This is a genomic window from Streptomyces sp. NPDC042371 (assembly GCF_056437465.1).
In genome coordinates this window covers 312438-337002 of the sequence record NZ_JBWKAP010000005.1, presented here as the reverse complement: position 1 = coordinate 337002, position 24565 = coordinate 312438, and the positions used below count along the sequence as shown (strand labels likewise).

General features: G+C 71.5%; 18 protein-coding genes. 8 read left to right on the top strand and 10 right to left on the bottom strand.

Annotation, left to right across the window (positions count from 1 at the left end; genetic code table 11):
- Positions 1 to 8: 8 nt before the first annotated feature.
- The 3 genes from AC068B_RS17565 to AC068B_RS17555 form a co-directional block, all read right to left on the bottom strand.
- Complete coding sequence (locus AC068B_RS17565; protein ID WP_478672419.1) at positions 9 to 1553, bottom strand: CehA/McbA family metallohydrolase; 1545 nt, start codon at positions 1551 to 1553, stop codon at positions 9 to 11.
- 132 nt (positions 1554 to 1685) lie between these two features.
- Positions 1686 to 2033, bottom strand: a complete 348-nt coding sequence (locus AC068B_RS17560; protein ID WP_478672418.1) for a hypothetical protein — start codon at positions 2031 to 2033, stop codon at positions 1686 to 1688.
- 69 nt (positions 2034 to 2102) lie between these two features.
- Positions 2103 to 2528, bottom strand: coding sequence for an ankyrin repeat domain-containing protein (locus tag AC068B_RS17555; RefSeq protein WP_478672417.1), 426 nt, complete (start codon positions 2526 to 2528; stop codon positions 2103 to 2105).
- Positions 2529 to 2636: 108 nt separating this feature from the next.
- Here AC068B_RS17555 and AC068B_RS17550 point away from each other — a divergent pair, with 108 nt between their 5' ends.
- Together AC068B_RS17550 and AC068B_RS17545 are read left to right on the top strand one after the other, a co-directional pair.
- Positions 2637 to 3500: a TIGR03619 family F420-dependent LLM class oxidoreductase gene (locus AC068B_RS17550; protein WP_478672416.1), complete on the top strand. Its 864-nt coding sequence runs from the start codon at positions 2637 to 2639 to the stop codon at positions 3498 to 3500.
- Between the two features lie 87 nt (positions 3501 to 3587).
- Entirely contained in the window at positions 3588 to 6200 is a 2613-nt protein-coding gene (locus AC068B_RS17545) for a bifunctional FO biosynthesis protein CofGH (RefSeq protein ID WP_478672415.1), read from the top strand.
- Positions 6201 to 6274: 74 nt separating this feature from the next.
- Here the strand turns inward: AC068B_RS17545 and AC068B_RS17540 are convergent, their stop codons facing one another.
- A complete protein-coding gene (locus tag AC068B_RS17540) occupies positions 6275 to 7681 on the bottom strand; it encodes an FG-GAP-like repeat-containing protein (RefSeq protein ID WP_478672414.1) in 1407 nt (468 codons plus the stop codon).
- Between the two features lie 214 nt (positions 7682 to 7895).
- Between AC068B_RS17540 and AC068B_RS17535 the strand changes: the two genes are divergently transcribed.
- Positions 7896 to 10286: a tetratricopeptide repeat protein gene (locus AC068B_RS17535; RefSeq protein ID WP_478672413.1), complete on the top strand. Its 2391-nt coding sequence runs from the start codon at positions 7896 to 7898 to the stop codon at positions 10284 to 10286.
- 223 nt (positions 10287 to 10509) lie between these two features.
- Positions 10510 to 11628, top strand: coding sequence for an ADP-ribosylglycohydrolase family protein (locus AC068B_RS17530; RefSeq protein WP_478672412.1), 1119 nt, complete (start codon positions 10510 to 10512; stop codon positions 11626 to 11628).
- A gap of 17 nt (positions 11629 to 11645) precedes the next feature.
- On the opposite strand, the gene AC068B_RS17525 is transcribed toward AC068B_RS17530, so the two are convergent.
- Entirely contained in the window at positions 11646 to 12083 is a 438-nt protein-coding gene (locus AC068B_RS17525; RefSeq protein WP_478672411.1) for a MarR family winged helix-turn-helix transcriptional regulator, read from the bottom strand.
- Positions 12084 to 12223: 140 nt separating this feature from the next.
- On the opposite strand from AC068B_RS17525, the gene AC068B_RS17520 reads away from it, so the two are divergent.
- Positions 12224 to 13708: an MFS transporter gene (locus AC068B_RS17520; protein ID WP_478672410.1), complete on the top strand. Its 1485-nt coding sequence runs from the start codon at positions 12224 to 12226 to the stop codon at positions 13706 to 13708.
- 133 nt (positions 13709 to 13841) lie between these two features.
- On the opposite strand, the gene AC068B_RS17515 is transcribed toward AC068B_RS17520, so the two are convergent.
- Both AC068B_RS17515 and AC068B_RS17510 read right to left on the bottom strand, forming a co-directional pair.
- Positions 13842 to 15413, bottom strand: a complete 1572-nt coding sequence (locus AC068B_RS17515) for a sodium:solute symporter family protein (protein WP_478672409.1) — start codon at positions 15411 to 15413, stop codon at positions 13842 to 13844.
- Between the two features lie 254 nt (positions 15414 to 15667).
- A complete protein-coding gene (locus AC068B_RS17510; protein WP_478672407.1) occupies positions 15668 to 16462 on the bottom strand; it encodes an SDR family oxidoreductase in 795 nt (264 codons plus the stop codon).
- An 80-nt stretch (positions 16463 to 16542) separates the two neighbouring features.
- Here AC068B_RS17510 and AC068B_RS17505 point away from each other — a divergent pair, with 80 nt between their 5' ends.
- Entirely contained in the window at positions 16543 to 17406 is an 864-nt protein-coding gene (locus AC068B_RS17505) for a hypothetical protein (RefSeq protein ID WP_478672406.1), read from the top strand.
- A gap of 114 nt (positions 17407 to 17520) precedes the next feature.
- On the opposite strand, the gene AC068B_RS17500 is transcribed toward AC068B_RS17505, so the two are convergent.
- From AC068B_RS17500 to AC068B_RS17490, 3 genes are all read right to left on the bottom strand, one after another.
- Positions 17521 to 17730 carry a DUF397 domain-containing protein gene (locus AC068B_RS17500; protein WP_478672405.1) on the bottom strand — a complete coding sequence of 70 codons (210 nt, stop codon included), beginning with the start codon at positions 17728 to 17730 and terminating at the stop codon, positions 17521 to 17523.
- A gap of 223 nt (positions 17731 to 17953) precedes the next feature.
- The gene (locus AC068B_RS17495; protein ID WP_478672404.1) at positions 17954 to 18811 is read right to left on the bottom strand and encodes a helix-turn-helix domain-containing protein; all 858 of its coding nucleotides are present in this window, start codon (positions 18809 to 18811) and stop codon (positions 17954 to 17956) included.
- A 366-nt stretch (positions 18812 to 19177) separates the two neighbouring features.
- A complete protein-coding gene (locus AC068B_RS17490; RefSeq protein ID WP_468563683.1) occupies positions 19178 to 19942 on the bottom strand; it encodes a GOLPH3/VPS74 family protein in 765 nt (254 codons plus the stop codon).
- Positions 19943 to 20162: 220 nt separating this feature from the next.
- Here AC068B_RS17490 and AC068B_RS17485 point away from each other — a divergent pair, with 220 nt between their 5' ends.
- A complete protein-coding gene (locus AC068B_RS17485; RefSeq protein WP_478672403.1) occupies positions 20163 to 22595 on the top strand; it encodes a D-alanyl-D-alanine carboxypeptidase in 2433 nt (810 codons plus the stop codon).
- Positions 22596 to 22707: 112 nt separating this feature from the next.
- On the top strand, positions 22708 to 24558 hold the full coding sequence (locus AC068B_RS17480; RefSeq protein WP_478672402.1) for an MFS transporter: 1851 nt from the start codon (positions 22708 to 22710) through the stop codon (positions 24556 to 24558).
- Positions 24559 to 24565 lie beyond the last annotated feature (7 nt).

Sequence of the window (24565 nt, the reverse complement as noted above, 5' to 3'; positions counted from 1 at the left end):
GGCTCAGCTCATCGGCGGCCCAGGAAGATGGGGTTGGTGAAGGCGGTGAGCGGGCCCGGCAGGCCGGTCACCACGGGGGCGTGGCGTACCTCCGCCCGTACGTAGGCGGCGTACGAAGCCGTCGTGCGCCACTCCAGCGTGCCCTCGCCGGACTCCGGCAGGGCGGGGCCGGTGTGCAGGACGCCCTGGTCGGTGACGAAGCGGGCCGTGCAGCCCGGTGCGCCCTTGACGTCGAGGCGGACCGTGACGGGGTCGTCGCGGTCGACGTCGAGGCGGCCGCCGATGCCCGCGTGTTTGCCCCTGCCGCCCGCCGCCGAGAAGGCGAGCTCCACGGACTTGGACTCGGCGACGTAGGAGCGGCCGCGCCGGATGCCGTCCTGGATGGCCTCGCGGGTCAGGTCGTCGGCGAGGACGACGGTCTGCGGGCCGCCGATGCGGTCGGGGTCGCGGTGCGCGTCGCTGTTGCCCATGGCGGGGATCCACGGCCGGTCGCCGCGGACCGAGGCGACGAGCTGGCTGTCCCAGTCGGCGAGGGCGATCTCGTCGTCCGGCGTGTAGGCGCCGTTCCACGCCTCGATGACGTCCGCGTCGCCGAAGCCGAACTTCCAGTTGCAGCCGACGCAGGTCGCGTGCGGGTGGGCGGGGACGACCAGGCCGCCCGCGTCCCTGACCTTCCGCGCGTACCTGCCGAAGCGGTTGTCGCGTGCGCGGTAGCGCCAGTCGATGAACGTGCCGGGGTCCACGCCGAGGGCGACGACGTGTCCGTTCCTGGTCGTCACCTCCTCGCCGAGCATGATCAGGAGGTCGCCGCCCGCGTGCTCGGCCCAGTGGGGGTGCGCGGAGTGCGTGTTGTGCTCCGAGCTGTTGATGAAGTCGAGGCCCGCCTCACGGGCAAGGGCGGCGATCTCGGCGAGGGTGCGCTTGCCGTCGGAGTGCACGGAGTGGAGGTGGCAGTCGCCGCGGTACCAGGCGCGGCCGCGGCCCTTCGCGCGCTCGGGCGGGTAGGTCGGCTTGGGGGTCTTGCCGGGCGCCCCGTAGGTGAGGGTGATCGTCACCTCGTAGGGGAGGCCCTCGGGGGCGACCGTGTACGGGCCGAGGGCGATGTGCCAGGTGCCCTCGCGGACCCGGCCCGGGATGTAGCCGGGCGTCGCCTCGTCGGCGCGGATGAAGAACTCGGTGCGGGCGCCGCCGGACCAGCCGCGGAAGCCCTTGCCGCCGAGCTCCGTGCCGCGCTCGTCGAAGACGCCGATGTCGAGGGCGTTGCCCTGGGTGCCGGGCGGCACGGTCGGCTTCTGGTAGCTGTAGACGGCGCGGAACTCGCTCACCCCGTCGGGGACTTCGACCGGCAGGTACACGAAGTCGGGCGACCCGGTGGGCAGCGTCCCGCGCACCGTTCTCGTCTCCGTGCTCCCCGGCGCCCGATCCCGGGCGGGAGCGCGCCGCTCGGCGCCGCTGGCGAAGCTCACGCTGCCCAACGTAATCGCGGCGGCGGCCCCCGTCACGAACAGTCCGCGCCGGTTCGGGCCGTTCGGGTGGTGTACGTCCTCGCACATGCTGCGGCTCCCCAGGGTGTCGTGTCGACGGTGACATGGGTGGTGCGTGCAACCCTGGTATTGAGTCGTGAACTGTGCGGCAAGGGAAGAAGATTGACGGACTTACGCGCGGTGGCCGCGCGGTGGGGCGGGTCAGTGGTTCTTGCGTGCCTTGCGGGCGCGGCGCACCGCGAGGAGCACGAGGAGCACGACGACCACCAGGATGAGGACGACGATCAGCCCGATGACGCCGCCCTTCGACTTCTTGTGCTTCTTTTTCTTCTTGCCGGACTGTGCGGACTGCGCGTCCTGTGCCGTCTGCGCGGCCTGCCCGGTCTGCCCCTTCTGCGCGGTCTGCCCGGCCCCGGCGAGCGCCGACGCACCGGGCCCGTGGTGCTGCGCGACGGCGGACGGTGGTGCGGCCGCGTACGACGCGGCGGGCGCGGCCCCGCCGAACAGGGCGGCGACGAGAAGGAGAGCGGTCGCGAGTCGCAGGCGCATGGCGAAACCCCCAAATGTCCCGGAAGTGTCCGGATCTGGCGCGCATGCTAGGACAACCGAAGGGTTACGTCACCCCTGCGCGCCCGCCGCCAGCAGCGCGGCCTCCGTCTCCTGGTGCGGTCCCGGCGCTCCGTTGCGCGCCCACCACAGCGGTGTGTGTCCCTCGCCGAGGTCCTCGCGCAGGTCCGGGTCGGCGCCGTGGGCGAGGAGCACGCGGACCGTGTCGACGTGGCCCCAGGCCGCGGCTCCGCACAGGGGGGTGCCCTCGGTGACGAAGCGGCTCTCGGTGTTCGGCAGCGCTCCCGCGCGCAGCAGGACCCGCACCGTGTCGGCCGCTCCGTGCACCGATGCGGCATACAGGGCGGTGGTGCCGTCGGCGTCCGGCAGCTCCGGGTCGAGCCCGGACCGCAGCAGCGCCCTGACGGCGGCCGTCTCGCCCTGCGAGGCGGCGAACACCAGGCGCGGGGTCAGCTTCTTCTGCCGTCGTCTGTTCACGCGCGTCACGCTAATCGGCGCACGGGCATGGACCAACCGACTTTCCAGGGATAGGAAGAGTGTCCCGCGCCGACAACCGGCCCGCACCGAACACGCTCGGAGGGACCCGTGCGCATCTCCGCGACGCTCTACATGACCGACAGGACGATCACTCCGGTACGCCTGGCCCAGGAACTGGAGCGGCGCGGCTTCGCCGGTCTCTATCTCCCCGAGCACACCCACATCCCGGTGCCCCGCGAAACCCCCTATCCGGGCGGTGAACTGCCGCCCGAGTGCGCCCGCATGCTCAGCCCGTTCATCGCCCTGGCCCAGGCCGCCGCCGTCACCGAACGCATCGCCCTCGGCACGAACATCGCGCTGATCGCCCAGCACGACCCCATCGACCTCGCCAAGCAGATCGCGACCCTCGACCACCTCTCCGGCGGCCGCGTCACCCTCGGCATCGGCTATGGCTGGAACCGCGAGGAGGCCGAGGACCACGGCGTCCCGTGGCCGCGGCGCCGGGCGGTCGTGCGGGACAGGATGGCGGTCATGCGGGCGCTGTGGGCGGACCATCCGAAGGCGTACGAGGGGGAGTTCGGCGGGGTACGGACGAGCGAGGTCCATCCGAAGCCGTGGCGGGCGCCCCGGAAACGGCTGGCGAAGGGGCCGCTGTTCGGGCCGCGCACGCTCATCGGCGGCGCGGCGGGGCCAGGCCTCTTCGCGCATGTCGCGGAGTACGCGGACGGCTGGATGCCGGTCGGCGGCAGCGGTCTGAGCGAGGCGCTGCCGGTGCTCAGGTCGGCGTGGGCGGACGCGGGGCGCGGGGCGGACGAGCTGTATGTGGCGGTGACGGCCGTCGAGCCGGATCCGGGCAAGCTCGCGCACTACGGGGAGCTGGGGGTGGACGAGGTGATCGTGCAGCTGCCGCCGGCCGGGGATGCGGAGGTGTGCGCGGCGCTCGACGGGCTCGGGCGGTACGTGACTTCGTGACGCCATGACGTGCGCCCGCTTTTGCACAGGCGGAAGGGGCGGAAGTATCTGTAAGAGGCAGGTGTTCTCGCTCGTATGCTCGGAGACATGACCAACAGCGCGCAGCCCCCAGAGGCCGGACGACCCACCGCGAACGCCATGCGGCGCGCGCTCAGGAGGGCCAGGGACGGCGTCGCGCTCGACGTGGCCGAGGCCGCGGTCCTGCTGCAGGCGCGCGGCGACGACCTCGACGACCTCACCACCTCCGCGGCCCGGGTGCGTGACGCGGGGCTGGAGGCCGCGGGGCGGCCGGGCGTCATCACGTACTCGAAGAGCGTGTTCATCCCGCTCACCCGGCTCTGCCGTGACAAGTGCCACTACTGCACCTTCGTGACCGTGCCCGGCAAGCTGCGCCGGGACGGCCACGGCATGTTCATGTCCCCGGACGAGGTCCTCGACATCGCCCGGCGCGGCGCGGAACTCGGCTGCAAGGAAGCCCTGATCACGCTCGGCGACAAGCCGGAGGACCGGTGGCCCGAGGCACGGGAGTGGCTGGAGGCGGAGGGGTACGACGACACCATCGCGTACGTCCGCGCCATCTCCATCCGGATCCTGGAGGAGACGGGCCTCCTGCCGCACCTCAACCCGGGCGTCCTGACGTGGACGGACTTCCAGCGGCTCAAGCCCGTCGCGCCCTCCATGGGCATGATGCTGGAGACCACCTCCGAGCGGCTGTGGAGCGAGCCGGGCATGCCGCACTACGGCTCGCCCGACAAGGAGCCCGCCGTCCGGCTGCGGGTCCTGGAGGACGCGGGGCGTTCCTCGGTGCCGTTCACCAGCGGGCTGCTCATCGGGATCGGCGAGACGTACGAGGAGCGGGCCGACGCGCTGTTCGCGCTGCGCCGGGTGGCGCGTTCGTACCACGGCGTCCAGGAGCTGATCATCCAGAACTTCCGCGCCAAGCCGGACACGGCGATGCGCGGCATGCCCGACGCCGAGATCGACGACCTGGTCGCCACGATCGCCGTCGCCCGGCACATCATGGGCCCCTCGGGCAACATCCAGGCGCCGCCGAACCTCATCGCGGGGGAGTACGAGCGGCTCATCGGCGCGGGCATCGACGACTGGGGCGGCGTATCCCCGGTGACGATCGACCACGTCAACCCCGAGAAGCCCTGGCCGCAGCTGGACGAGCTCGCCGGGCGGTCGGCGGACGCGGGCTTCCGGCTCGCCGAACGGCTCTGCGTCTATCCGGAGTTCGTGCGGCGCGGCGAGCCCTGGCTCGACCCGCGCCTCCTGCCGCACCTGCGGGCCCTCGCCGACCCCGACACCGGCCTCGCCCGCCCCGACGCGGTGGTCGAGGGCCACCCCTGGCAGGAGCCCGACGAGGGGTACGTGGCCTCCTCCGGCCGCACGGACCTGCACGCCACCATCGACACCACCGGCCGCACATCGGACCGGCGCGACGACTTCGACGAGGTGTACGGCGACTGGGAGGCGCTGCGCGAGCAAGCAGCGCCCGGCATGGTGCCGTCCCGCATCGACGGCGACGTGCGCGCCGCCCTCAAGCAGGCCGCCGACGACCCGACGAAGCTCACCGACGACGAGGCGCTCGCCCTGCTGCACGCCGACGGGCCCGCGCTCGACGCGCTCTGCTCGGTCGCCGACGACATCCGCAAGACGGTCAACGGCGACGACGTCACGTACATCGTGACGCGCAACATCAACTTCACCAACGTCTGTTACACCGGCTGCCGCTTCTGCGCCTTCGCACAGCGCAGGACCGACGCCGACGCCTACACCCTCTCGCTGGACCAGGTCGCCGACCGGGCCGCGCAGGCCTGGGACGTCGGCGCCGTCGAGGTGTGCATGCAGGGCGGCATCCACCCCGACCTGCCGGGCACCGCCTACTTCGACATCGCGCGGGCCGTGAAGGAGCGCGTGCCGGGCATGCACGTGCACGCGTTCTCGCCGATGGAGGTCGTCAACGGCGCGACCAGGACCGGGCTCTCCATCCGCGAGTGGCTCACCGCCGCCAAGGAGGCGGGGCTCGACTCCATCCCCGGGACGGCCGCCGAGATCCTCGACGACGAGGTGCGCTGGATCCTCACCAAGGGGAAGCTGCCGACGGCCACCTGGACCGAGGTGATCACGACCGCGCACGAGCTCGGCATCCGGTCGAGCTCCACGATGATGTACGGGCACGTGGACCAGCCCAGGCACTGGCTCGGCCACTTCCGCACGCTGGCCGGGATACAGCGGGAAGCGGTGGCCAAGGGTGTCGAGGGCTTCACGGAGTTCGTGACGCTGCCGTTCATCCACACCAACGCGCCCGTCTACCTCGCGGGCATCGCCCGGCCGGGCCCGACCACCCGCGACAACCGGGCCGTCACGGCCATGGCGCGCGTGCTGCTCCACCCGCACATCCCCAACATCCAGACCAGTTGGGTGAAGCTGGGCCAGGAGGGCGCCGCCGAGATGCTCAGGTCCGGTGCGAACGACCTGGGCGGGACGCTGATGGAGGAGACCATCTCCCGCATGGCGGGCTCCAGTTACGGCTCCTACCGGTCCATCGAGGACCTGATCGCCATCGCGGACGCGGCGGGGCGGCCCGCGAGGCCGCGCACGACGCTGTACGGCGAGGTGCCGCGGGAGCGGCAGCGGGCGGCGGCGGCCTCGGACGGGCACCTGCCGGAGCTGCTGCCGGTGCTGGACAGCTAGGGCAGCCGGGACGGCCGGGACGGCCGGGACACGACGAAGGGGCCGGGCAGTACGCCCGGCCCCCCTTGGCGGAACTACTTCGCCAGGAAGTCGCCGAAGCGCGCGTCCTTCTCCGGGGCGCCGACCGCGGCCGGGCCGAACGAGGTGATGCCGGTGGTGGTCAGGCCGCTCGCGGAGCCGCGCAGGTGCCAGACGGCGCCGGAGTCGGCGTAGGTGCCGTCCTCGCCGGGCGCGCCCACCGTCAGGTCGGCCTTGCCGTCCTTGTTGGTGTCCGAGAGCAGGACCGTGCCGCCGAACTTGTCGCCCTTCTCCGAGGCGCCGGGGACACCGGCCGTGGACTGGTCGAACGCCTGGGCGCCGGTGCCGGTCAGGCCGGAGCGGGAGCCCTTGAGGAGGACGACGCTGCCCGCGTCGGCGGTGGAGCCGATGTCCTCGCCGGGGACGCCGACGGCCACGTCCGCGAAGCCGTCGCCGTTCACGTCGCCCGCGCTGATGGCGGAGCCGAACTCGTCGCCGTCCTCACCGACGCCGGGCACGCCCGCGGTGTCCGCGGTGATCTTCGTGGAGCGGTCCGAGAGGCCGGACGCCGAGCCGTAGCGGACGAGGACGGTGCCCTTCTGGTAGGGCATGTCCTCGAAGCTGGTGCCGATGTCGCGGGTGACGAAGTCGCCGTAGCCGTCGCCGTCGATGTCCGCGACCGCGCCGCCGAGGGAGGGCGCGAGCTTCTGCGAGGTGGTGGCCACCCCGTTCTTGCCGCCCTTCCAGAGCTGGCTCTTGTGGGCCATCTCCTCGAAGCCGTGGCTGGTGACGATGTCGTCGACGCCGTCGCCGGTCACGTCGCCCACGACGAAGTCGCCGGGGCCGAAGGTCTGGCTGGTGACGACCTGCTGGGTGCTCGCGGCCTTGCCGTCGCGCTTGAACGGGCCGTACGAGATGGTCATGCCCGCGTCGTCGTTGTCCATCGGGTCCTCGGGCTCCGGGTACTCGGCCGTGACCAGGTCCCGCTTGCCGTCGCCGTTGAAGTCACCGGCGGTGACGCGCGCGCCGTTCGAGGCCAGCTCGGTGCTGCCCTCGCCGGAGAGGCCCTGGGCGGAGCCCCAGAGGACGACGGCCTTCGGGCCGCCGTTGACGACGAGGTCGGTGTAGCCGTCGCCGTCGAGGTCGGCCGCGGCCGTGGTGTTGCCGAAGTGGCCGCCGTCCTCGGCGGAGCCGGGTACGCCGGGCGTGGCGCGGCTGATGGTGACGGCGTGCGTCTGGTCGGGGCCGTTCGCCGAGCCGTACACGATCGAGACGCTGCCGGGGGCGTTGCCGCCGGAGCCGCCCGGGGCCGATATGGCGAGGTCCGCGTAACCGTCGTGGTTGAAGTCGGTGACGGGGGCCTTCGGCGGGGTGGGCGCGGCCGCCGCGGAACCGGCGGTCGCCAGGGCGATCGGTGCCGTGAGCGAGGCGACTGCCACGGCGGTGATGAGACTGCGGCGCACTGTTCCTCCTGTGGGGGAATTTGTGTGGTCATGTAGGAAGACGATCGTTCCGCGGAGAAGGTTGTACACCGCAGAGACTTCTGTGGTGCACACGCACTTATGTCCCAACTCGGTTCCCGTTCACCTGATATCGGCCTCGATCTGGCTCATCCCTTGCGCCAGACTGGAGGTCCACGGGATGCGGGAGGGGCCGATGGCGCGGCTGAAGGTGTCCATGCAGGAGCTCATCCGGCGCAGGCGGCGGGCGGCCTTCGTGGGCCGTCGTGAGGAACTCCGTTTGTTCAGGGAGAACTTTGCGGTGTCGCCCGAGGACGACCGGCACCGCTTCCTCTTCCACGTGCACGGCCCGGCAGGGGTCGGCAAGACCTCGCTCGTGCGCGAAATGGGACAACTCGCCGCGGAGTGCGGGGCTTTCGTCGCCTATGTGGACGACGGGGTCCCGGACCTCCCCGGGGCGCTCGGCGAGATCGCCGCGCAGTACGCGCAACAGGGCAGGGCGATGAAGCCGCTGGACCGCGCACTCGCCGCGCACCGGCAACGCATCCACGAGGCCGTCGCGGCCGCCGCCCGCGCCCCCGAGCCGGAGGTGCCGTCGGCGGGCAGCGTGGCGGTGGCCCGCGCCGGTGTCGTCGGGCTCGGCCTGGTGCCGGTCGTCGGCGCCCTCTCCGGCGTCGTCGACACGGACCGGGTCGCCCTGGGCGCGGACCGGCTGCGGGCCCGCTTCCGCAGCCCCGAGGACGCCCGCCTCGCCCTGGAACCCGAGCGCGCGCTGACCCCCGTGCTCCTGGACGAGCTGGGCGGGGCCGCCGACGCCGCGCCGTGGCTGGTGCTGCTCTTCGACACGTACGAGCGGACGGCACCGTTCCTGGACCGCTGGCTGCACGACGTGATGACGACGGACCGGTACGGCGAACTGCCCGCCAACACCGTGGTGGTGACCGCCGGACAGCGCCCCCTCGACCCCGTCCGCTGGGACGGCGCCGCGGACTTCGCCGCCGAACTGCCGCTGCGCCCCTTCACGGAGACCGAGGCGCGCGGCCTGCTCGCGGCCAAGGGCGTCGTCGACGAGCCGGTGATCGCGGAGGTCCTGCGGCTCTCCGGGCGGCTGCCCGTGCTCGTCTCCACCCTCGCCGAGACCGGCCCCACGGCCCCGGACGACGTCGGCGACCCGAGCGCCACCGCCGTGGAGCGGTTCCTGAAGGCCGAGCAGGACCCGGCGCGGCGCGCGGCCGCCCTGGACTGCGCGCTGCCCAGGCGCCTCGACGAGGAGATCGTGGGAGCCGCCCTGGGCCGAGGCGTCGATGTGGAGAGCGGTGGCGACGGCCCGGCGGAGCTGTACGCATGGCTGCGCACCATGCCGTTCGTCCGGCCCGACCGCCGAGGCACCGCCCGCTACCACGACGTCGTACGCGCCCCGATGCTGCGCCTGCGCCGCAACACCGCGCCCGCCCTGTGGAGCGCGGGCCACACCCGCCTCGCCGAGCTGTACGGGCGGCGGCGCGAGGCGCTGGAGGAGGAGCTCAGGGGCGCGCCGGGCCGCCCCTGGATGCACGCGGAGTGGCGCGCCCTGTGTGTCGACGAGCTGTACCACTCCCTCTGCGCCGGACCGCGTGCCGCACTCCCCGGCGTGCTGCGTGCGGGAATCGATGCGTGCCGTTTCGACACGGCGGTGGCCCGCGAGTGGGCGCGGGCGGTGGCGGACGCCGCCGATGACACGGAGGCGGACCACCTGCGGGCCTGGTCCGACGACCTCCGCGACACGCTTGCCGACGAGGCGCTCGGCGCCCTGCGGGTGCTTGAGCTCCTCCTCTCCCGCGCCGGGCTCGACGACGCCGACCGGGTGGCCGCGCACAACGCGCACGGCCTGCGGCTCTTCCACCTCGGCAGGCTGCGCGAGGCCCTCACCGACCACGAGCGCGCCATCGCCATCGACCCCGGCGACTCGTGGGGCCACCACGGCCTCGCCGTCACCCACCGGGCCCTCGGCGAGTTCGAGACGGCGCTGCGTCACCTGGCGGCGGCCGACGAGGTGGCGCCCGGCGCGGAGTGGGTGGCGCGGGACCGCGGCGAGACGTACCGGCGCATGGGCCGCCCGGAGGAGGCCCTGCCCTGGCTGGACCGCGCACACGCCCTCGACCCGCGGGAACCGCTGACGCTGGGCAGCCGCGGCCAGGCCAAGTTCGTGCTCGGCCGCCCCCGCGAGGCCCTGGACGACCTGGACCGGGCGATCGACCTGTGGCCCGACTACCCCTGGGCGCTGCTGCGCAGGGCGCGCGTCAGGCAGGCGCTCGGCGACCTGCGGGGCGCCCTCGACGACCTCGACCGCGCCCACGAAGCGGCCCCGGACGCGCCGGGCGCCCTCAGCGACCGGGGCGACATCCTGCGCTTCGCGTGCCACCACGAGGAGGCCGTCGCGGCCTACGACGCCGCCCTCGCCCTGGATCCCGGCCACACCTGGGCGTGGGGCAGCAGGTCCCTGTCCCTGGAGGCCCTGGGCCGCGAGGAGGAGGCCGTGGCATCGCTGGACGAGGCGCTGCGCCTCGACCCGGAGTACGGGTGGGCGCGGGAGCAGCGGCAGCGGATGGTGGGGGCGGACACGGTCTGACCGGGGCCGTGGGCCGCCGGGAACGCCCTCCCGGGCCCGCAGGAACCGGTGATTTCGTAGCGACTGCGAAGCTCCCGTGAACGTCGTTCAAAAGCGACCTCAGGGACGACTCTTCGCATACCACTTGGTGCCTGAACCGATCGTTCCCAGTCGATTACAGTGCTGCAAAGTCGCAATCGGCCGAGGCGCGTCGAGGCAAGTCACTGCACGGAGGGGGGCCCGCATGGGCACCGCAGCAGCCACCGGCGTCTGGGGCCGCGCCGAGCAGCAGGACTTCCGCAGCCGCGTGCGCGGCACGCTCCTCGGGGCCGCCGTCGGCGACGCCCTGGGGGCGCCCGTCGACGGGTTGTCGCTCGAAGAGATACGCGGGGAGCACGGAGCCGAGGGCCTCGCCGAGCCCGCCCCCGCGCACGGCAGACGCGGCGCCGTGACCGCGGTCACCCAGCTCACCCTCTTCACCGTCGACGGACTCATACGCGCCCAGGTGCGCCGCGACACCGGCGCCTGGCACCCGCCGACCGACCTGCACCGCGCCTACCGCCGCTGGGCCGCGACCCAGAGCGACTGGGGCCCGGACGAGCGGCGCAAGGAGGACGGCTGGCTGGCCCGCGAGGAGTGGCTGTACTCGCGGCGCAACCCGTCCCGCGCCTGCCTGGTGGGGCTCGGCGACGACGTGATGGGCACCCTCGACGCCCCGAAGAACCCCGCCGAGCGCGGCGCGGAGGCCGCCGTCAGGTCCGCGCCCTTCGGCCTTCTCGTCGGCTGGGAGCCGCAGCTCGTGCTGCAGCTCGCCGTCGAGTGCGCCACCCAGACGCACGGCCACCCCACCGCCTACCTCGCGGCGGGCGCCCACACGGTGATCGTGCACGGGCTCGCCCGCGGGGAGTCCCTGGACGGCGCGATCCAGCGGTGCCTCGCCCTCCTCGCCGCCCGCCCGGGGCACCAGCCCGTCACGGACGCGCTCCGGCACGCGCTGGGCGCCGTGCGGCAGGGCATGCCCACCCCGGCGCGTGTGGAGGAGCTCGTCGCGGACGGGACGGCCGAGGGCGTGCTGGCCGCCGCCGTGTACTCCGCGCTGGTGTGCGAGGACATCCGGCACGGGCTGCGGCTCGCCGTGAACCACGGCGGGGCTTCGGCGGCCTGCGGTGCGCTGTGCGGGGCGCTGCTCGGCGCGCTGCACGGGGAGACCGCGCTGCCGCCGGGGTGGCTCACGGAGCTGGAGGGCCGCCCCACCGTCCTGGAGATCGCGGACGACTTCGCCATGGAGATGACCCAGGGGCCCGCGCTGCACGGTCCCGCGCTCTCCTCGCCGGGCTGGCTGGCCCGCTACCCGCGGGCGTGACCGGCGGCTAAGGGGTCCTAGCTCTCGGCGGTCGCCGCCTCGAAGGTGCGGCTCAGCAGGTCGTGGAGGGTGGCGCGCTCGGTGGCGTCCAGTGCGTCGAGGCCCGCCAGCGTGGCGTGCATGTTCGCGCGGATCGCGTCGACGGCCCGCTCGCCCTCGGGGGTGAGGACGACGTTCTTGACGCGGCGGTCGGTGGGGCTCGGCTCCCGGTGGACCAGGCCGCGCTTCTCCAGGCGGTCGATGATCCCGGTCATGTTCGATGCGTCGCAGGACAGCGTCCTGGCGAGGACCCGCATCGCGGCGGGCCCCTGGCGCAGCACGCTCAGCGTCTTGCCCTGGCTCGCGGTGAGGTTCTCGCTCGCCGCCGCCTCCGTGAAGTCCCCGTAGTAGGCACGGAGCGACACCGCGAGCAGCTCCATGAGCCGGGCCTTGTCGACGCTCGGTGTTCCAGGCATGTGAGCCACCTTACGCCATAAAACTTGACGATCTCAAATATTGAGGCTTACCTTCTTAGAAGTTACTTGACGTACTCAAGTATCGAGGTCTTCAAGTATCGAGGTCCTCAAGCAGTTGAGCAGCTGGAGAAGAAGCCACCGTGTCCCACGCACAGCAGCACGCGGCCCCGCCGAAACCCACCGGACAGACCGCCGTCGTCCTGGTGCTCGGGCTCGCGGCCATGGTCGTCTCGATGATGCAGACCCTGGTCGTCCCGATCCTGTCGATCATCCAGAACGAACTGGACGCCACCACGGCAGGCGTCAGCTGGGTGACCACCGCCACCCTGCTCTCGGCCGCCGTCTTCACCCCGCTGCTCGGCCGCTTCGGTGACCAGCACGGCAAGAAGCCCACCCTCATCGGTGTGCTGCTCGTGATGATCGCGGGCTCCGTGCTCGCCGCCACCACGACCTCCCTGACCTGGCTGATCATCGGCCGGATCATGCAGGGCGCGGCCACCGCGATCTTCCCGCTCGCGCTCTCCGTGCTCCGCGAGGAGATCAGGCCCGCCAAGCTGCCCGGCGCGATGGCGCTGGTCAGCGGCACCCTGGCGTTCGGCAGCGGCCTCGCCCTGGTCGGCGCTGGCCTGCTGACCCAGGGCTCCGACCCCGACTACCACCGGGTGTTCTGGCTCGCGGTCGTCCTCGCCGTGCTGGCGCTCGTCGGCGTCGTGCTCGCCGTCCCCGCCTCGCGCTCGAAGACCGGCGGCCGCACCGACTGGCTGGGCGCGGGCACGCTCGCGCTGCTCCTCGTCCTGCTGCTCCTGCCGATCTCGCAGGGCCACGAGTGGGGCTGGACCTCCGGCCGCACCATCGGCTCCTTCGCGGGCGCCGTCGTCATGGCGGGCGTGTGGGTCCTGACCGAACTGCGGGTCAAGGAGCCGATGGTGGACATGAAGATGTTCGCCCACCGCCCGGTCCTCTTCACCAACCTGGCCGGACTGCTGCTCGGCTTCGCGATGTTCGCCCAGTTCATCGGCGTCTCTTACCTCGTGCAGATGCCCGAGGACGTCGCCGGGTACGGCTTCGGCGCCTCGGTGCTCGGCGCCTCCGTCGTCTACCTGCTGCCGACCACGATCGTCTCGCTCCTCGGCGCCCAGTTCGGCGGCATCCTGGTCCGCAGGATCGGCGCGCGCGTCACGCTCGCGGCCGGTGCGGCCTTCGGCGTGGTCGGCTTCGCCTGGCTGACCCTGGCGCACGACACCAGCGCCTCCGTCATCGGCGCGAGCATGATCATCGGCCTCGCGATCAGCTTCGGCTACGCCTCGATGCCCGCGCTCATCGTCGCCAGCGTCCCGGCCCACCAGACCGGCATCGCCAACGGCATCAACTCCATCTCCCGCTCGGTCGGCAGCGCCATCGCGAGCGCGATGATCACCTCGCTGCTCGCGTCGAAGACCATTCCGCTGCCCGCGGGCATGCCCGCGCTGCCGCAGGAGGGCCAGTTCACGCTGAGCTTCGCCATCGCGGGGGCGGCCTTCGTCCTGGTCGTCGCGGTCGCCCTGGTCGGCCTCAAGGCCCACCACGCCCCGCGCACGCCCCAGCTCTCGGTGACCCCGCCCGTACCGGAGCGCGCAGGAGTCTGAGCGCCCCGTAAGGGGCGCGGGGAACTGCGCGAGCAACCAGAGAGAAGCCGCAGTCGCATGTGCCGGGATCCCGGCAGACGCGACTGCGGCTCTTCGCGCGCTGAGCGCGCAGCTCCCCGCGCCCGTGACGGGGTCAGTCCTTCACCGGCGACGCCGCCGCGCCGCCCCGCGGCCGCGAAGGCGCGGGCACGACGGCCGCGGCAGAGCCGTCGTCGTCCGTATTGATCCGCTCGATGAGCGCATCCCGCTCGGGGGTGTCCTCCGGCTTCACAAAGCCGACGACGATGTAGAGGACGAGCGATACCGCCAGCGGTATCGACACCTGGTACTGCAGCGCGACACCGCCGTCGATCGCCTCGTCGATCGGGTAGTTGACCAGATAGAAGGCGAAGAGCCCGGCCGCCCAGCTGGTCAGCGCCGCGGTCGGCCCGGACTTCCGGAACGTACGCAGCAGGCCCAGCATCATCGGGATCGCGATCGGCCCCATCAGACCGGCCACCCACTTGATGACGACCGTGATGATGTCCTTGAAGGCGGGGGAGTTGACCTGCGTCGCCACCGCCATGGACAGGCCGAGGAAGACCACCGTGGTCAGGCGCGCCGCGATCAGGCCCTTGCGCTCGTTCCAGGCCCGGGCCTTCGCGGAGAACGCCGGTGCCACGTCCCGGGTGAAGACCGCGGCGATCGCGTTGGCGTCGGAGGAGCACATGGCCATGGTGTGCGAGAAGAAGCCGACGATGACCAGGCCCAACAGGCCGTGCGGCAGCAGTTGTTCGGTCATCAGGGCGTACGCGTCCGAGCCGTCGGGCTTCTTGGCGTCGACCAGGAGCGGCGACATCCACATCGGGAAGAAGAGGACGACCGGCCAGACCAGCCACAGGATCGCGGAGAGCTTCGCGGAGCGCGCGGCCTCCTTCGCGTTGGCGGTCGCCATGTAGCGCTGCGCCTGGTTGAGCATGCCGCCGTTGTACTCGAAGAGCTTGATGAACAGGAACGCGAGCAGGAAGACCGTGCCGTAGGGGCCGACCAGCGGCTTGCCGTGGCCCGCGAGTTCCGGCTCGTCCCAGACGCCGAAGAAGCCGCCGTGCGGGCCGAGCTTGGAGACGACAGCCACGAACATGGCGACGCCCGCGAGGAGTTGGATGATGAACTGGCCGAGCTCGGTCAGCGCGTCGGCCCAGAGTCCGCCGATGGTGCAGTAGATCGCCGTGATCACGCCGGTGATGAGGATGCCCTGGTTGAGGGAGACGCCGGTGAAGACGGACAACAGGGTGGCGATCGCCGCCCACTTGGCGCCGACGTCCACGATCTTGAGGAGCATGCCGGACCAGGCGAGGGCCTGCTGGGTGCCGAGGTTGTAGCGGTTCTTCAGGTACTCCAGCGGCGAGGCCACGTGCAGACGCGAGCGCAGCCGGTTGATGCGGGGAGCGAAGAGCCGGGCGCCGATGGCGATGCCGAGCGCGATGGGGAAGGACCAGGTGACGAAGGACGTCACGCCGTAGGTGTACGCGATGCCCGCGTACCCGGTGAACATCACCGCGCTGTAGCCGGACATGTGGTGCGAGATGCCCGACAGCCACCACGGCATCTTTCCGCCCGCGGTGAAGAAGTCGCTGACGTTGTCGACCCGCTTGTGGGACCACAGGCCGATCGCGACCATCACGCCGAAGTAGCCGATGAGCACGGCCCAGTCGAGACTGTTCATATGGCCCTCCAGGGGTCCGCCTGGTGAACGGGCCGATGGGGACGAGAGTGGCCCAGAAGTGCCCGCTCATCGTGGGTTCGGGCACCCACCGGGGACAACCGGTCGCTAGGTCAAGAGCAAGTAAAATCGTTCTGTTTACTGACCTGTGTTCATGTATCTGACCCACGGGAAGGTGGGGCCGAACGCACGGAAGCCGTACGGGAGTTGTCTCCCGTACGGCTTCCGAGCGCCTCCGCACGCCTCCGCGGCTGTGCCTAGCGCATGATCTCCCCCGCGTTGACCAGCAGCGACTGCCCCGTGATCGAGCGCGCCCGGTCCGAGGCGAGGAACACCGCGGCGTCCGCCACGTCCCCGTCCGTCGCCAGGTCGGGCAGTGCCATGCGTTCCGTGAGGCGGTCCCGCACCGCCGCCTCCGGCACGCCCTCGGTGTGCGCGGTGAACTGGACGTACGCCTCGACCGGCGGGCCCCACATCCAGCCGGGCAGCACGGTGTTGACCCGGATCCGGTCCGGGCCCAGCTCGTGCGCCAGCGAGTACATCGCCGAGGTCAGCGCGCCCTTCGACGCCCCGTACGCCGCCTGGCGCACCTGCGAGGGCGACGCGATCGCCGACTGGGTGCCGATGAAGACCACCGAACCGCCGCGCCGCTCCCTGAGCGCGGGCAGACAGGCGCGCGTCATGCGCAGGGTGCCCAGCAGATTGACGTCGATGACCTGCTGCCAGGTGGCGAAGTCCGCGTCCTCCAGGCCGCCGAAGTAGCTGTCCCAGGCCGCGACATGGACGACCGCGTCGATCCCGCCGAAGCGTTCGCGGGCCAGGGCCGCCAGCGCCCCGCACTGCCGCTCGTCGGTGATGTCGGTGGCCAGGTGGGCGGTGCGGGCGCCCTCGGGGTCGATCTCGGCGGCCGTCTTGGCGAGGTTCGCCGCCGTGCGCGCCCCGAGCACGGCGTTGCCGCCGTCGCGCACGACGGCCGCCGCGACCTGATGGCCGAGCCCGGCGCCGACGCCCGAGACGACGACGGTCTTTCCCTCGAGGAGCGACGACTGCATGGGGCGCCTCCCGGCTCTGGCAGTTTTGCTGACGGGGCGTCAGAGTATGGGCGTGCATCGGAGGAAGGAAGGGGAGAGACGTGAGTGATGACCCCCGCGCGGGCGCCCGCGAGGACACCCGGAGCGACGTCTACGCCGAGCTGGCCGCCGTCGGTCCCTACGGCGTGCGCCCGGGGCACGCCCTGATCACCATGGTCGAGCCGCACCCGGGGCACGAGTTCGCGTACAACCGCTGGTACGAGGACGACCACTACTACGCGGGCGCGATGGCCATGCCCTGGATGTACGCGGGGCGCCGCTGGGTGGCCACGCGCGAGCTCCAGCTCCTGCGCTACCCCGACAAGTCCGCGATCGCCGAGCCGGTCACGTCAGGGTGCTACCTCTCCACGTACTGGGTGACGGAAGGGCGCTACGACGACCACATGAAGTGGACCGTCGGCATCAACAAGCGGCTCAACCGCGACGGCCGGGTCCACCAGGCCCGCACGCACGTCTTCACCTCCTTCCAGGACCACGAGGCGACCGTCTACCGGGACGGCGCGGCGGGCCCGCGCGACTTCCACGCGCTCGACCACCCGTACAAAGGCCTGGTCCTTGAGGTCATCGACGCCGAAGGGCCGCAGCAGCGCGGCGAACTGCTCGAATGGCTGCGCGCCCGGCACCTGCCGCGGGCGCTCGCCGGGTCGCCCGCCGCCATGGTCACGCTGTTCCGGCCGACGCCGCTGCCGGGGGACCGGATGACGTACGTGAAACAGGTCGAGGGCGTGGACACCCGGCTGACGCTGCTCTGGTTCCTCCAGGAGGACCCGCGGGACTGCTGGGAGGCGCACTTCACCGGGCGGGACGAGGCGGTCGCGGAGTCGGGGCTCGGGCGGGTGGAGCTGGTGGCGCCGTTCATCCCCACGGTGCCGGGCACGGACCTGTACGTCGACGCCCTGCGCTGATCCGCCCGGCCCCCGGAAAGGGCCGAGCCCCCTCGGCCGGGACGGCGGGCCAGTCGAGAGGGCTCAAACGGTGCTGCCTATGCGGTTGTTCCTCTGTCGGTGTGCGCTGCAGTCTCACGCGAGGTCAGCAGCCCCCCTGCTCACCTCGCCGACGAACGCGTTCCACGACTCGGCGGGGAAGGCGAGGACCGGACCCTCCGCTACCTTCGAGTCGCGCACGGAAATTCCGTGCCGCACCGGTGATTTGACCTCGACACACGCGCCGTTTCCGGTGGAATAGGAAGACTTGACCCATGTGTGCGAAGTACCTTGCTGAATCGCCATGTCCGCTCCGGTCTATCCAGTCGTTGAGTTGCTGTCGCCGCATCCCTGCGGTGGGCGCCAACGGTGCTGCTCGATGGCGTGAATGACGCTACTCGCCAACATCGTGGCGTGAAGGGATCGTTCACTCAACCGGATGGCATATTCCAGTGGGGACTTACGCATCCGCGTGACAAGGGTGTACCGTGCGGCGCTTTCGTGCGGATTGGGCCGGAGGGGCCGTGAATCAGCGGGCGTAGTCCTTCGCGATGTCCGCGATGAGCTGCCTCGACTGCTCGACGTTCAGCGCCTGGGCCCGCAGGTGTTCGTACATGACGCTGTACTGCTGGACGTCGTTCGCCTTCTCCAGGTACAGGTCGCTGGTGACGCCCTCGATGTAGACCACGCTGGAGTCGGCCGCGTCCGGGAACTCCAGGATCGCGTACTGCCCGTTGAGGCCCGGGTGCGCGCCCATCTCGAAGGGGATCACCTGGACCGTCACGTGCGGCTGCTGGGACTGCTCGACGAGGTGCTCCAGCTGGTCGCGCATCAGATGCCGGGAGCCGACGACGCGGCGCAGCGCGGATTCGTCGAGCACGGTCCACAGGCGCAGCGGCAGCTCAGGCGCCGAGATGCGGTCCTGGCGGCGCATGCGCACCTGGACGCGCTTCTCGATGTCCGTCGGGGTGGTCTCCGGGAGCGCGCCGGTGATCAGCGCCTCCGCGTACGCCCGGGTCTGCAGCAGGCCGGGGACGACCTGTGGGTCGTAGACGCGCAACGACGCGGCGTCCGTCTCCAGGCCGATGTACACGCTGTAGGGAATGTCGCCGAAGGAGTGCCACCAGCCCTGCTGGCGGGAGTCCTTGGCCATCTGCATGAGGGAGTCGACGACGCGGTGGTCCTCGACCTCATAGACACCGCACAGGTCGCGGACGTCGCGCTGACTGATCGAGCGGCGGCCGTTCTCCAGGCGGCTGATCTTCGACTGCGAGACGAGCAGCCGCTCGGCGACCTCCTCGGCCGTCATGCCTTTGAGCTCACGGAGCCGGCGGAGCTCCTGGCCCAACCGGCGCCGCCTGACGGTGGGATTGACATTGGACGCCACGGGACGTGCACCTCCGGCTTGCATTCCTCTACTTTGCGTATCTACTGCTCAGCAGAGTGCCACCAACGAGGTCGGCACCGCTGGGAAACAGCGGATGTGCGAACGTGAGGGCGGCCGCGCGGGGCGGTGGAACCGGGGTGTCGTCGTCCGGACGGTCCGGTCCCACTCCCCGCGCGGCCCAGCGGCTCCCGAACCGGGTCTGGGGACTGCGGCGCGGCGCTGGTGCGGTGGTGCTGAGCGGTTGCGCGATGGTGGTGCGCGGTTACGTGATGCGGTGCGCGATGACGCGGTGGTGCTGGGCCGTGCTCGGTTTGCTGCTCAGCGTGCTGCTCAGCATGGCGCTGGCTGTGCTGCTTGCTGTGCTGCTCAGTGAGCGACGGCGCGTGCCATGGATCCGCGGCGCGGTTGCAGTGGCACCCCGCCGGGGTCCGCTGTCGCCCTTGCCGGCTGCCGACCACCGCCCGGTCCTGTGGGACCCGCGGGTGCGGCGCTGCGTCGCGGCTGGGCCGCCACGCCGTTCTGAACGTCCATCACGGCATGCGCCACGAGGCCGCCCATGGGGTCGTGCCTGATCAGGTCCCGGAGCCGGGAGCGCGATGAACGCCCCTCGTTCCCGGGGTACAGATGCTTGCCGAGACCGACCGCGTGGGCCAGGGCGGCGAGCGCGGCGGTCCGCGGGTCCGGCGGTACGCCGGTGCGGATCGCCGAATCGAGCCGGGACCTGATTTCCCGGCTGATGGCCGTGTCCGTCGCTTGGTAGCGAGTTGTCGGCAGCACCCCGCACATCTGGCCCGCCACGGCATGAACCATGCCGCACCGCTCCAGGTGCGAGAGGTACGTCTGACGGAGCCCCAGTCGGGGCCCGCCGATCCAGTGGACGGCCCGAACCGGGCTGCCGCGCCTGCGCAGCAGTTCCAGTGCGGAGTCCAGAGTTGGATCTCCGGTCGGCCGTGGCATCACCACGGCGATACGATCCCCGTCTGGGGCTATCCGTCCGGCCAGCGCCAGCTCCACTAGCTGTGCTCCGGCCAGACCGAGGTCGAGCGACTGCGGCTGCGCTGTGGTACCCGTGGTCGGGTCCAAAGCGAGCAGCAGAAGCTCCTCCGGAATTGTTCTGCGGCTCCTGCCCATCCATGCCTCCCCGCGTGGATGAATGACAGGGTGACCCCTCTCACATTGGTCTGTCGAGAGCGCGTGGTCGGGTTGTACGGGAACCAGTAGGTATGTCGTTCTCGTCTACCACGGGGGTTAAGCCCTCACACAGGACACTGGTACACGGTTCGGACAGTGGCGTCCGGCCGGATTTGGCGCACGGTCCAGCACACGGCAAGCATCAGCATCGGCAAACGGCATGGCGTACGAGGAGGCATCGGTGGCGGGCGAGACCCCCGACAGATCGAAGCAGCGGAAGTCGTCGGGGAACCCGACCCCGGAGGAGACCTCCGGGCCGGCGCCGGAGGAACGCGACCCGCGTCTCGCGATGAGTCGCGAGACGCCGCAGGTGCGGGAGGACCGGGCGACCGCCGTCTTCTCGACGAAGGACGTCCCCGAGGCGGCGGCCGGTTCCGACGGTTCCGACGAGCCGGACCCCGAGACGGCGTCCGAGCCGGAGCCGGAGCCGGGCCCCGAGCCCGAGACCGAGCCCGAGGCCGCGTCAGAGTCTGAGTCAGGGGACTCTGCCGAGGGCGAGGCTGAGGCCGAGACGGCGGACGCTCCCAAGCAGGAAACTCCCAAGCAGGAAGCTCCCGAGGAGGACGCGCCCAAGGCGGACGCGCCCAAGGCGGAGGCGAACGGCGACGCGCGGCTGCGGGACGCGGTGGCGGCGTGGGTCGCCACCTCCGACGACCCGGAGCCCGAGCCGGAAGCGGCAGACAAGCCGGAAGTGGCGGACGAGCCCGAAGCGGCCGATGAGCCGGAAGCGGCCGACGAGCCCGAGGCGGCCGCCGAGCCGACCCCGAAGCCGGAGCCTTCCGCCAAGGACGACTCGGACGAAGCCGAAGCCGACGACACCCCGGCCGACGACACCCCGGAAGACGACACCCCGGCCGGGGACGACGACGCCCCCAAGTCCACCGGCGTCGACCAGGCCACCGCCGTCTTCAAGGCCTTGCCCCCGAAGGGCACGGGCAAGGCCGTCGACCAGCCCACCACCATGCTCAAGCTGGGGGATCACAAGGACCCCAAGGGCGAGGGTGCAAAGGGAACTGCAAAGGCAAAGCCCGAGGGTGATGCAGAGCGGACCAGTAAGTTCGTCGCGCTGAAGCCGCTCGACGAGCCGTCCACGCGCACCGCGCCCAAGACGGCCCCCAAGGGCGAACCGGCCGCAGCGCCGGAGTCGAAGGCGCCGTCCAAGGCGGAGCCCAAGGCCGCCCCCAAGGCCGCCCCCAAGGACCCCAAGGCCACGGCGACCCCCGCGGCCCCGGTCGCGCCCGCGGGCCCCGCCGTGCCCCCGCCGGTGGAGCGCACCACCCAGCAGCCGCTGCCGCCCAAGCCGCCGATCGACCTGCTCGCCGAGCTGACCAACACCCCGCCGCCGCCGGAGACCCCGGTCCGGACCGCCGTGCGCCGGGTCAAGATCTGGACGCCGCTGGTCCTGCTCCTGATCGTCGTCTTTGCAGTCGTACAGGCCGTGCGGCCGCTGCCGACGCCCACCCTGCAGCTCACCGCGCAGGAGAGCGTGTCGTTCGAGGGCGCCAAGCCGGACGTGCCGTGGCCGAGCGACGGCCAGGCCGCGATGGACGTCAACGGCATCGGCACGTTCGGTACGTCTGGTGAGCAGAAGCCCGTGCCGATCGCGAGCATCGCGAAGGTCATGACGGTCTACCTGATCCTGCGGGACCACCCGCTGGAGAAGGGCAAGGACGGCCCGAAGATCCCCGTCGACGCCGCCGCGCAGAAGCACTACGAGACCGGCAAGCCCGCCAACGAGTCGGTCGTCAAGGTCACCGAGGGCCAGAAGATCTCCGAGTACGAGGCGCTGCAGGCGGTCATGCTCCCGTCGGCGAACAACGTCGCCAAGCTGCTCGCCCGCTGGGACACCAAGAGCAGCTCCGAGGACGAGTTCGTCGCCAAGATGAACAAGACCGCCAAGGAGCTGGGGATGAAGAACACCCACTACACGGACCCCAGCGGCCTCGACAAGACGACCGTCTCCACCGCCGAGGACCTGGTGAAGCTGGGCCGGGCGGCCATGGAGAACCCCGTCTTCAACGAGATCTCCCGCCAGCCGAGCTACACGGACCTCAACAACGACAAGCAGACGAACTTCTTCAAGCTCGTCCCGACCGTCGCCATCGGCATCAAGACCGGCACCACCACCGCGGCCGGGGGCAACATCCTCTTCGCCGCGGAGAAGGTGATCGACGGCAAGAGGCAGACGATCATCGGCGCCGCCCTCGGTCAGTACGGGTCCGACGGCGTCGCCAACATCGACAAGGTCACCAACGTCACCAAGGACCTGATCGCGGCCGGGCAGGATGCCCTCAAGGCCAAGACGATCGTGAAGAAGGGCGACGTCGTCGGCAACGTGGACGACGGCCTCGGCGGCACGACTCCGGTCGTCGCCACCAAGGACGTCTCCGCGGTCGGCTGGTCGGGCCTGACCGTCAAGCTGCAGCTCGACGACATCAAGGGCAAGACCATTCCGAACACGGCGAAGGCGGGCACCAAGGTCGGTGTGCTGCACGTCGGCGACGGCAAGGGTGACGCCGTCGAGGTGCCGGTCGCCCTGCAGAAGGACCTCAGCGAACCGGGCTTCGGCGCCAAGCTGACCCGGGTCGGCTGAGCCCCGCGAGGGGAGGCCCGCCGCGGGCCTCCCCTCGCGCGTGCGTGCTAGCGTCACAATCTCGGGGACCCGGGGTACTCCGGAAACATGGACGACACGGGGAGAGCCTCCAGTGGCCACAGCGGAGCCGACGCGCGCCGACGAAGCCGCCGCACCTGACCAGGGCGACGGCCCCCGCACCGGTGGGCGGATCAAGCTGCCGGCCCAGCGCAGCGAGCCCGGGGACGGGCCCGCGGAGCCGTGGCGGAAGCGCTTCCTGCGCCACCCGGTGACCATCACGACGGCGGTCGCCGCCGTGCTGCACGTCGTCTGGTTCCTCGTCTTCGCCAACAGCGGCGGCGACCTCGCGGCGCAGGACGCCTGGGCCGAGTTCGTCGGGCGGCATCCCGCGTCGGCGTACAACCTCGGCTGGTACGGCGGCATGCACCCGGTGTCGTACAGCGTGATCTCGCCGTACCTGATGTCGGTGCTCGGCGTGCGGACCACGATGATGATCGCGGGCACCGTCTCCGCGGCGCTGCTCACGATGATCCTCATGCGCAGCCGTGCGGTGAAGGGCAGGCTGCTGTGGCCGGTCGCCGCGGGCGTCTTCGCACTGCTCGCCAACGCGGTGTCCGGCCGCGTGACCTACGGCCTCGGCCAGATGTTCGCGCTCGCGGCCGTCGCCGCCGTCTTCTGCTGGCCGCACCGCTGGCGCTACAAGCGGTGGGCGAAGGCCCTGGTCGCCGCCCCGTTCGCGGCGCTCGCGACGATGGGCAGCCCGGTGGCGGGCCTCTTCGTAGGGCTCGTCGCCGTCGCGCTGTTCCTCAGCAAGCGCTACCCGGGCGCCTACGCGCTGGGCGTCGCGCCCGCCATCGTCGTGGGCCTGTCCGCGTGGCTCTTCCCGTTCTCCGGCACGCAGCCGATGTCGTTCGGCTCGGCCTCGCTGCCGCTGATCAGCTCGGTCATCGTCTACTTCGTGGTGCCGAAGCAGTGGAAGACCGTACGGATCACCATCGCCGTGTACGCGGCGTTCGTGCTCGGCGTCTGGCTCATCAGCTCGCAGATCGGCTCCAACATCTCGCGCCTCGCGATGTCCTTCGTGGGCGTCGCGCTGATCGCCGCGCTGCCGTACGCGGTGCCGAAGTCCCGTACCTGGTACGTGATCATCGTGGCCTTCGTCGGCTTCACCGGCTGGATCGGGTACAAGGCCGTCGACGACATCGTGCACACCCGCTCGGACGCCTCCTGGACGCGTGAGGTCGCGCCCCTGGTGAACGAGTTGAAGGAGAAGGGCGCCGCGAAGGGCCGCCTGGAAGTGGTGCCGGCCCGCAGTCACCGCGAGGCGTCCGCGCTCCCCACGTACGTCCAGCTCGCCCGGGGCTGGAACCGGCAGGCCGACATGGAGCGCAACCCGCTCTTCTACGACGACACCCTCAACTCCGCGAACTACCACGAGTGGCTGCAGCGCTGGTCCGTGCATTACGTGGCGCTCCCCAAGGGCGAGCCCGACGGCGACGGCGGCAAGCGCGAGGCGCAGCTCATCACGGACGGACTCCCGTACCTGAAGAAGGTGTGGGTCGACTCCAACTGGCAGCTGTACGAGGTCACCGACCCGCGGCCGCTCGCCGAGCCGAACGCCGTCGTGACGCGTGCCGAGCAGGGCGAGATGACCCTGCGCGTGGACAAGCCGGGCCGCATCCTGATCCGCATCCCGTACTCGCCGTGGCTGAGCATCGTCGACGCCCACGGCAAGGGCGTGAAGGCGCCGCAGGAGACCGACGCGTCCAAGCGGCAGCGGGAGCTGAACGAGAAGCGCCCCAAGAAGTACGACAACGCCAACGGCTGTCTGACGGAGGCGCGGGAGGACCAGGCGGGCGACAAGTGGGTCGAGCTGCTCGCCCCGAAGGCCGGGACCTACCGGCTCGGCTCGCCCTACCAGCTGCCCCGCGGCACGCCCTGCCCGGAGGAACTGAGCCCCTGACGGGGGC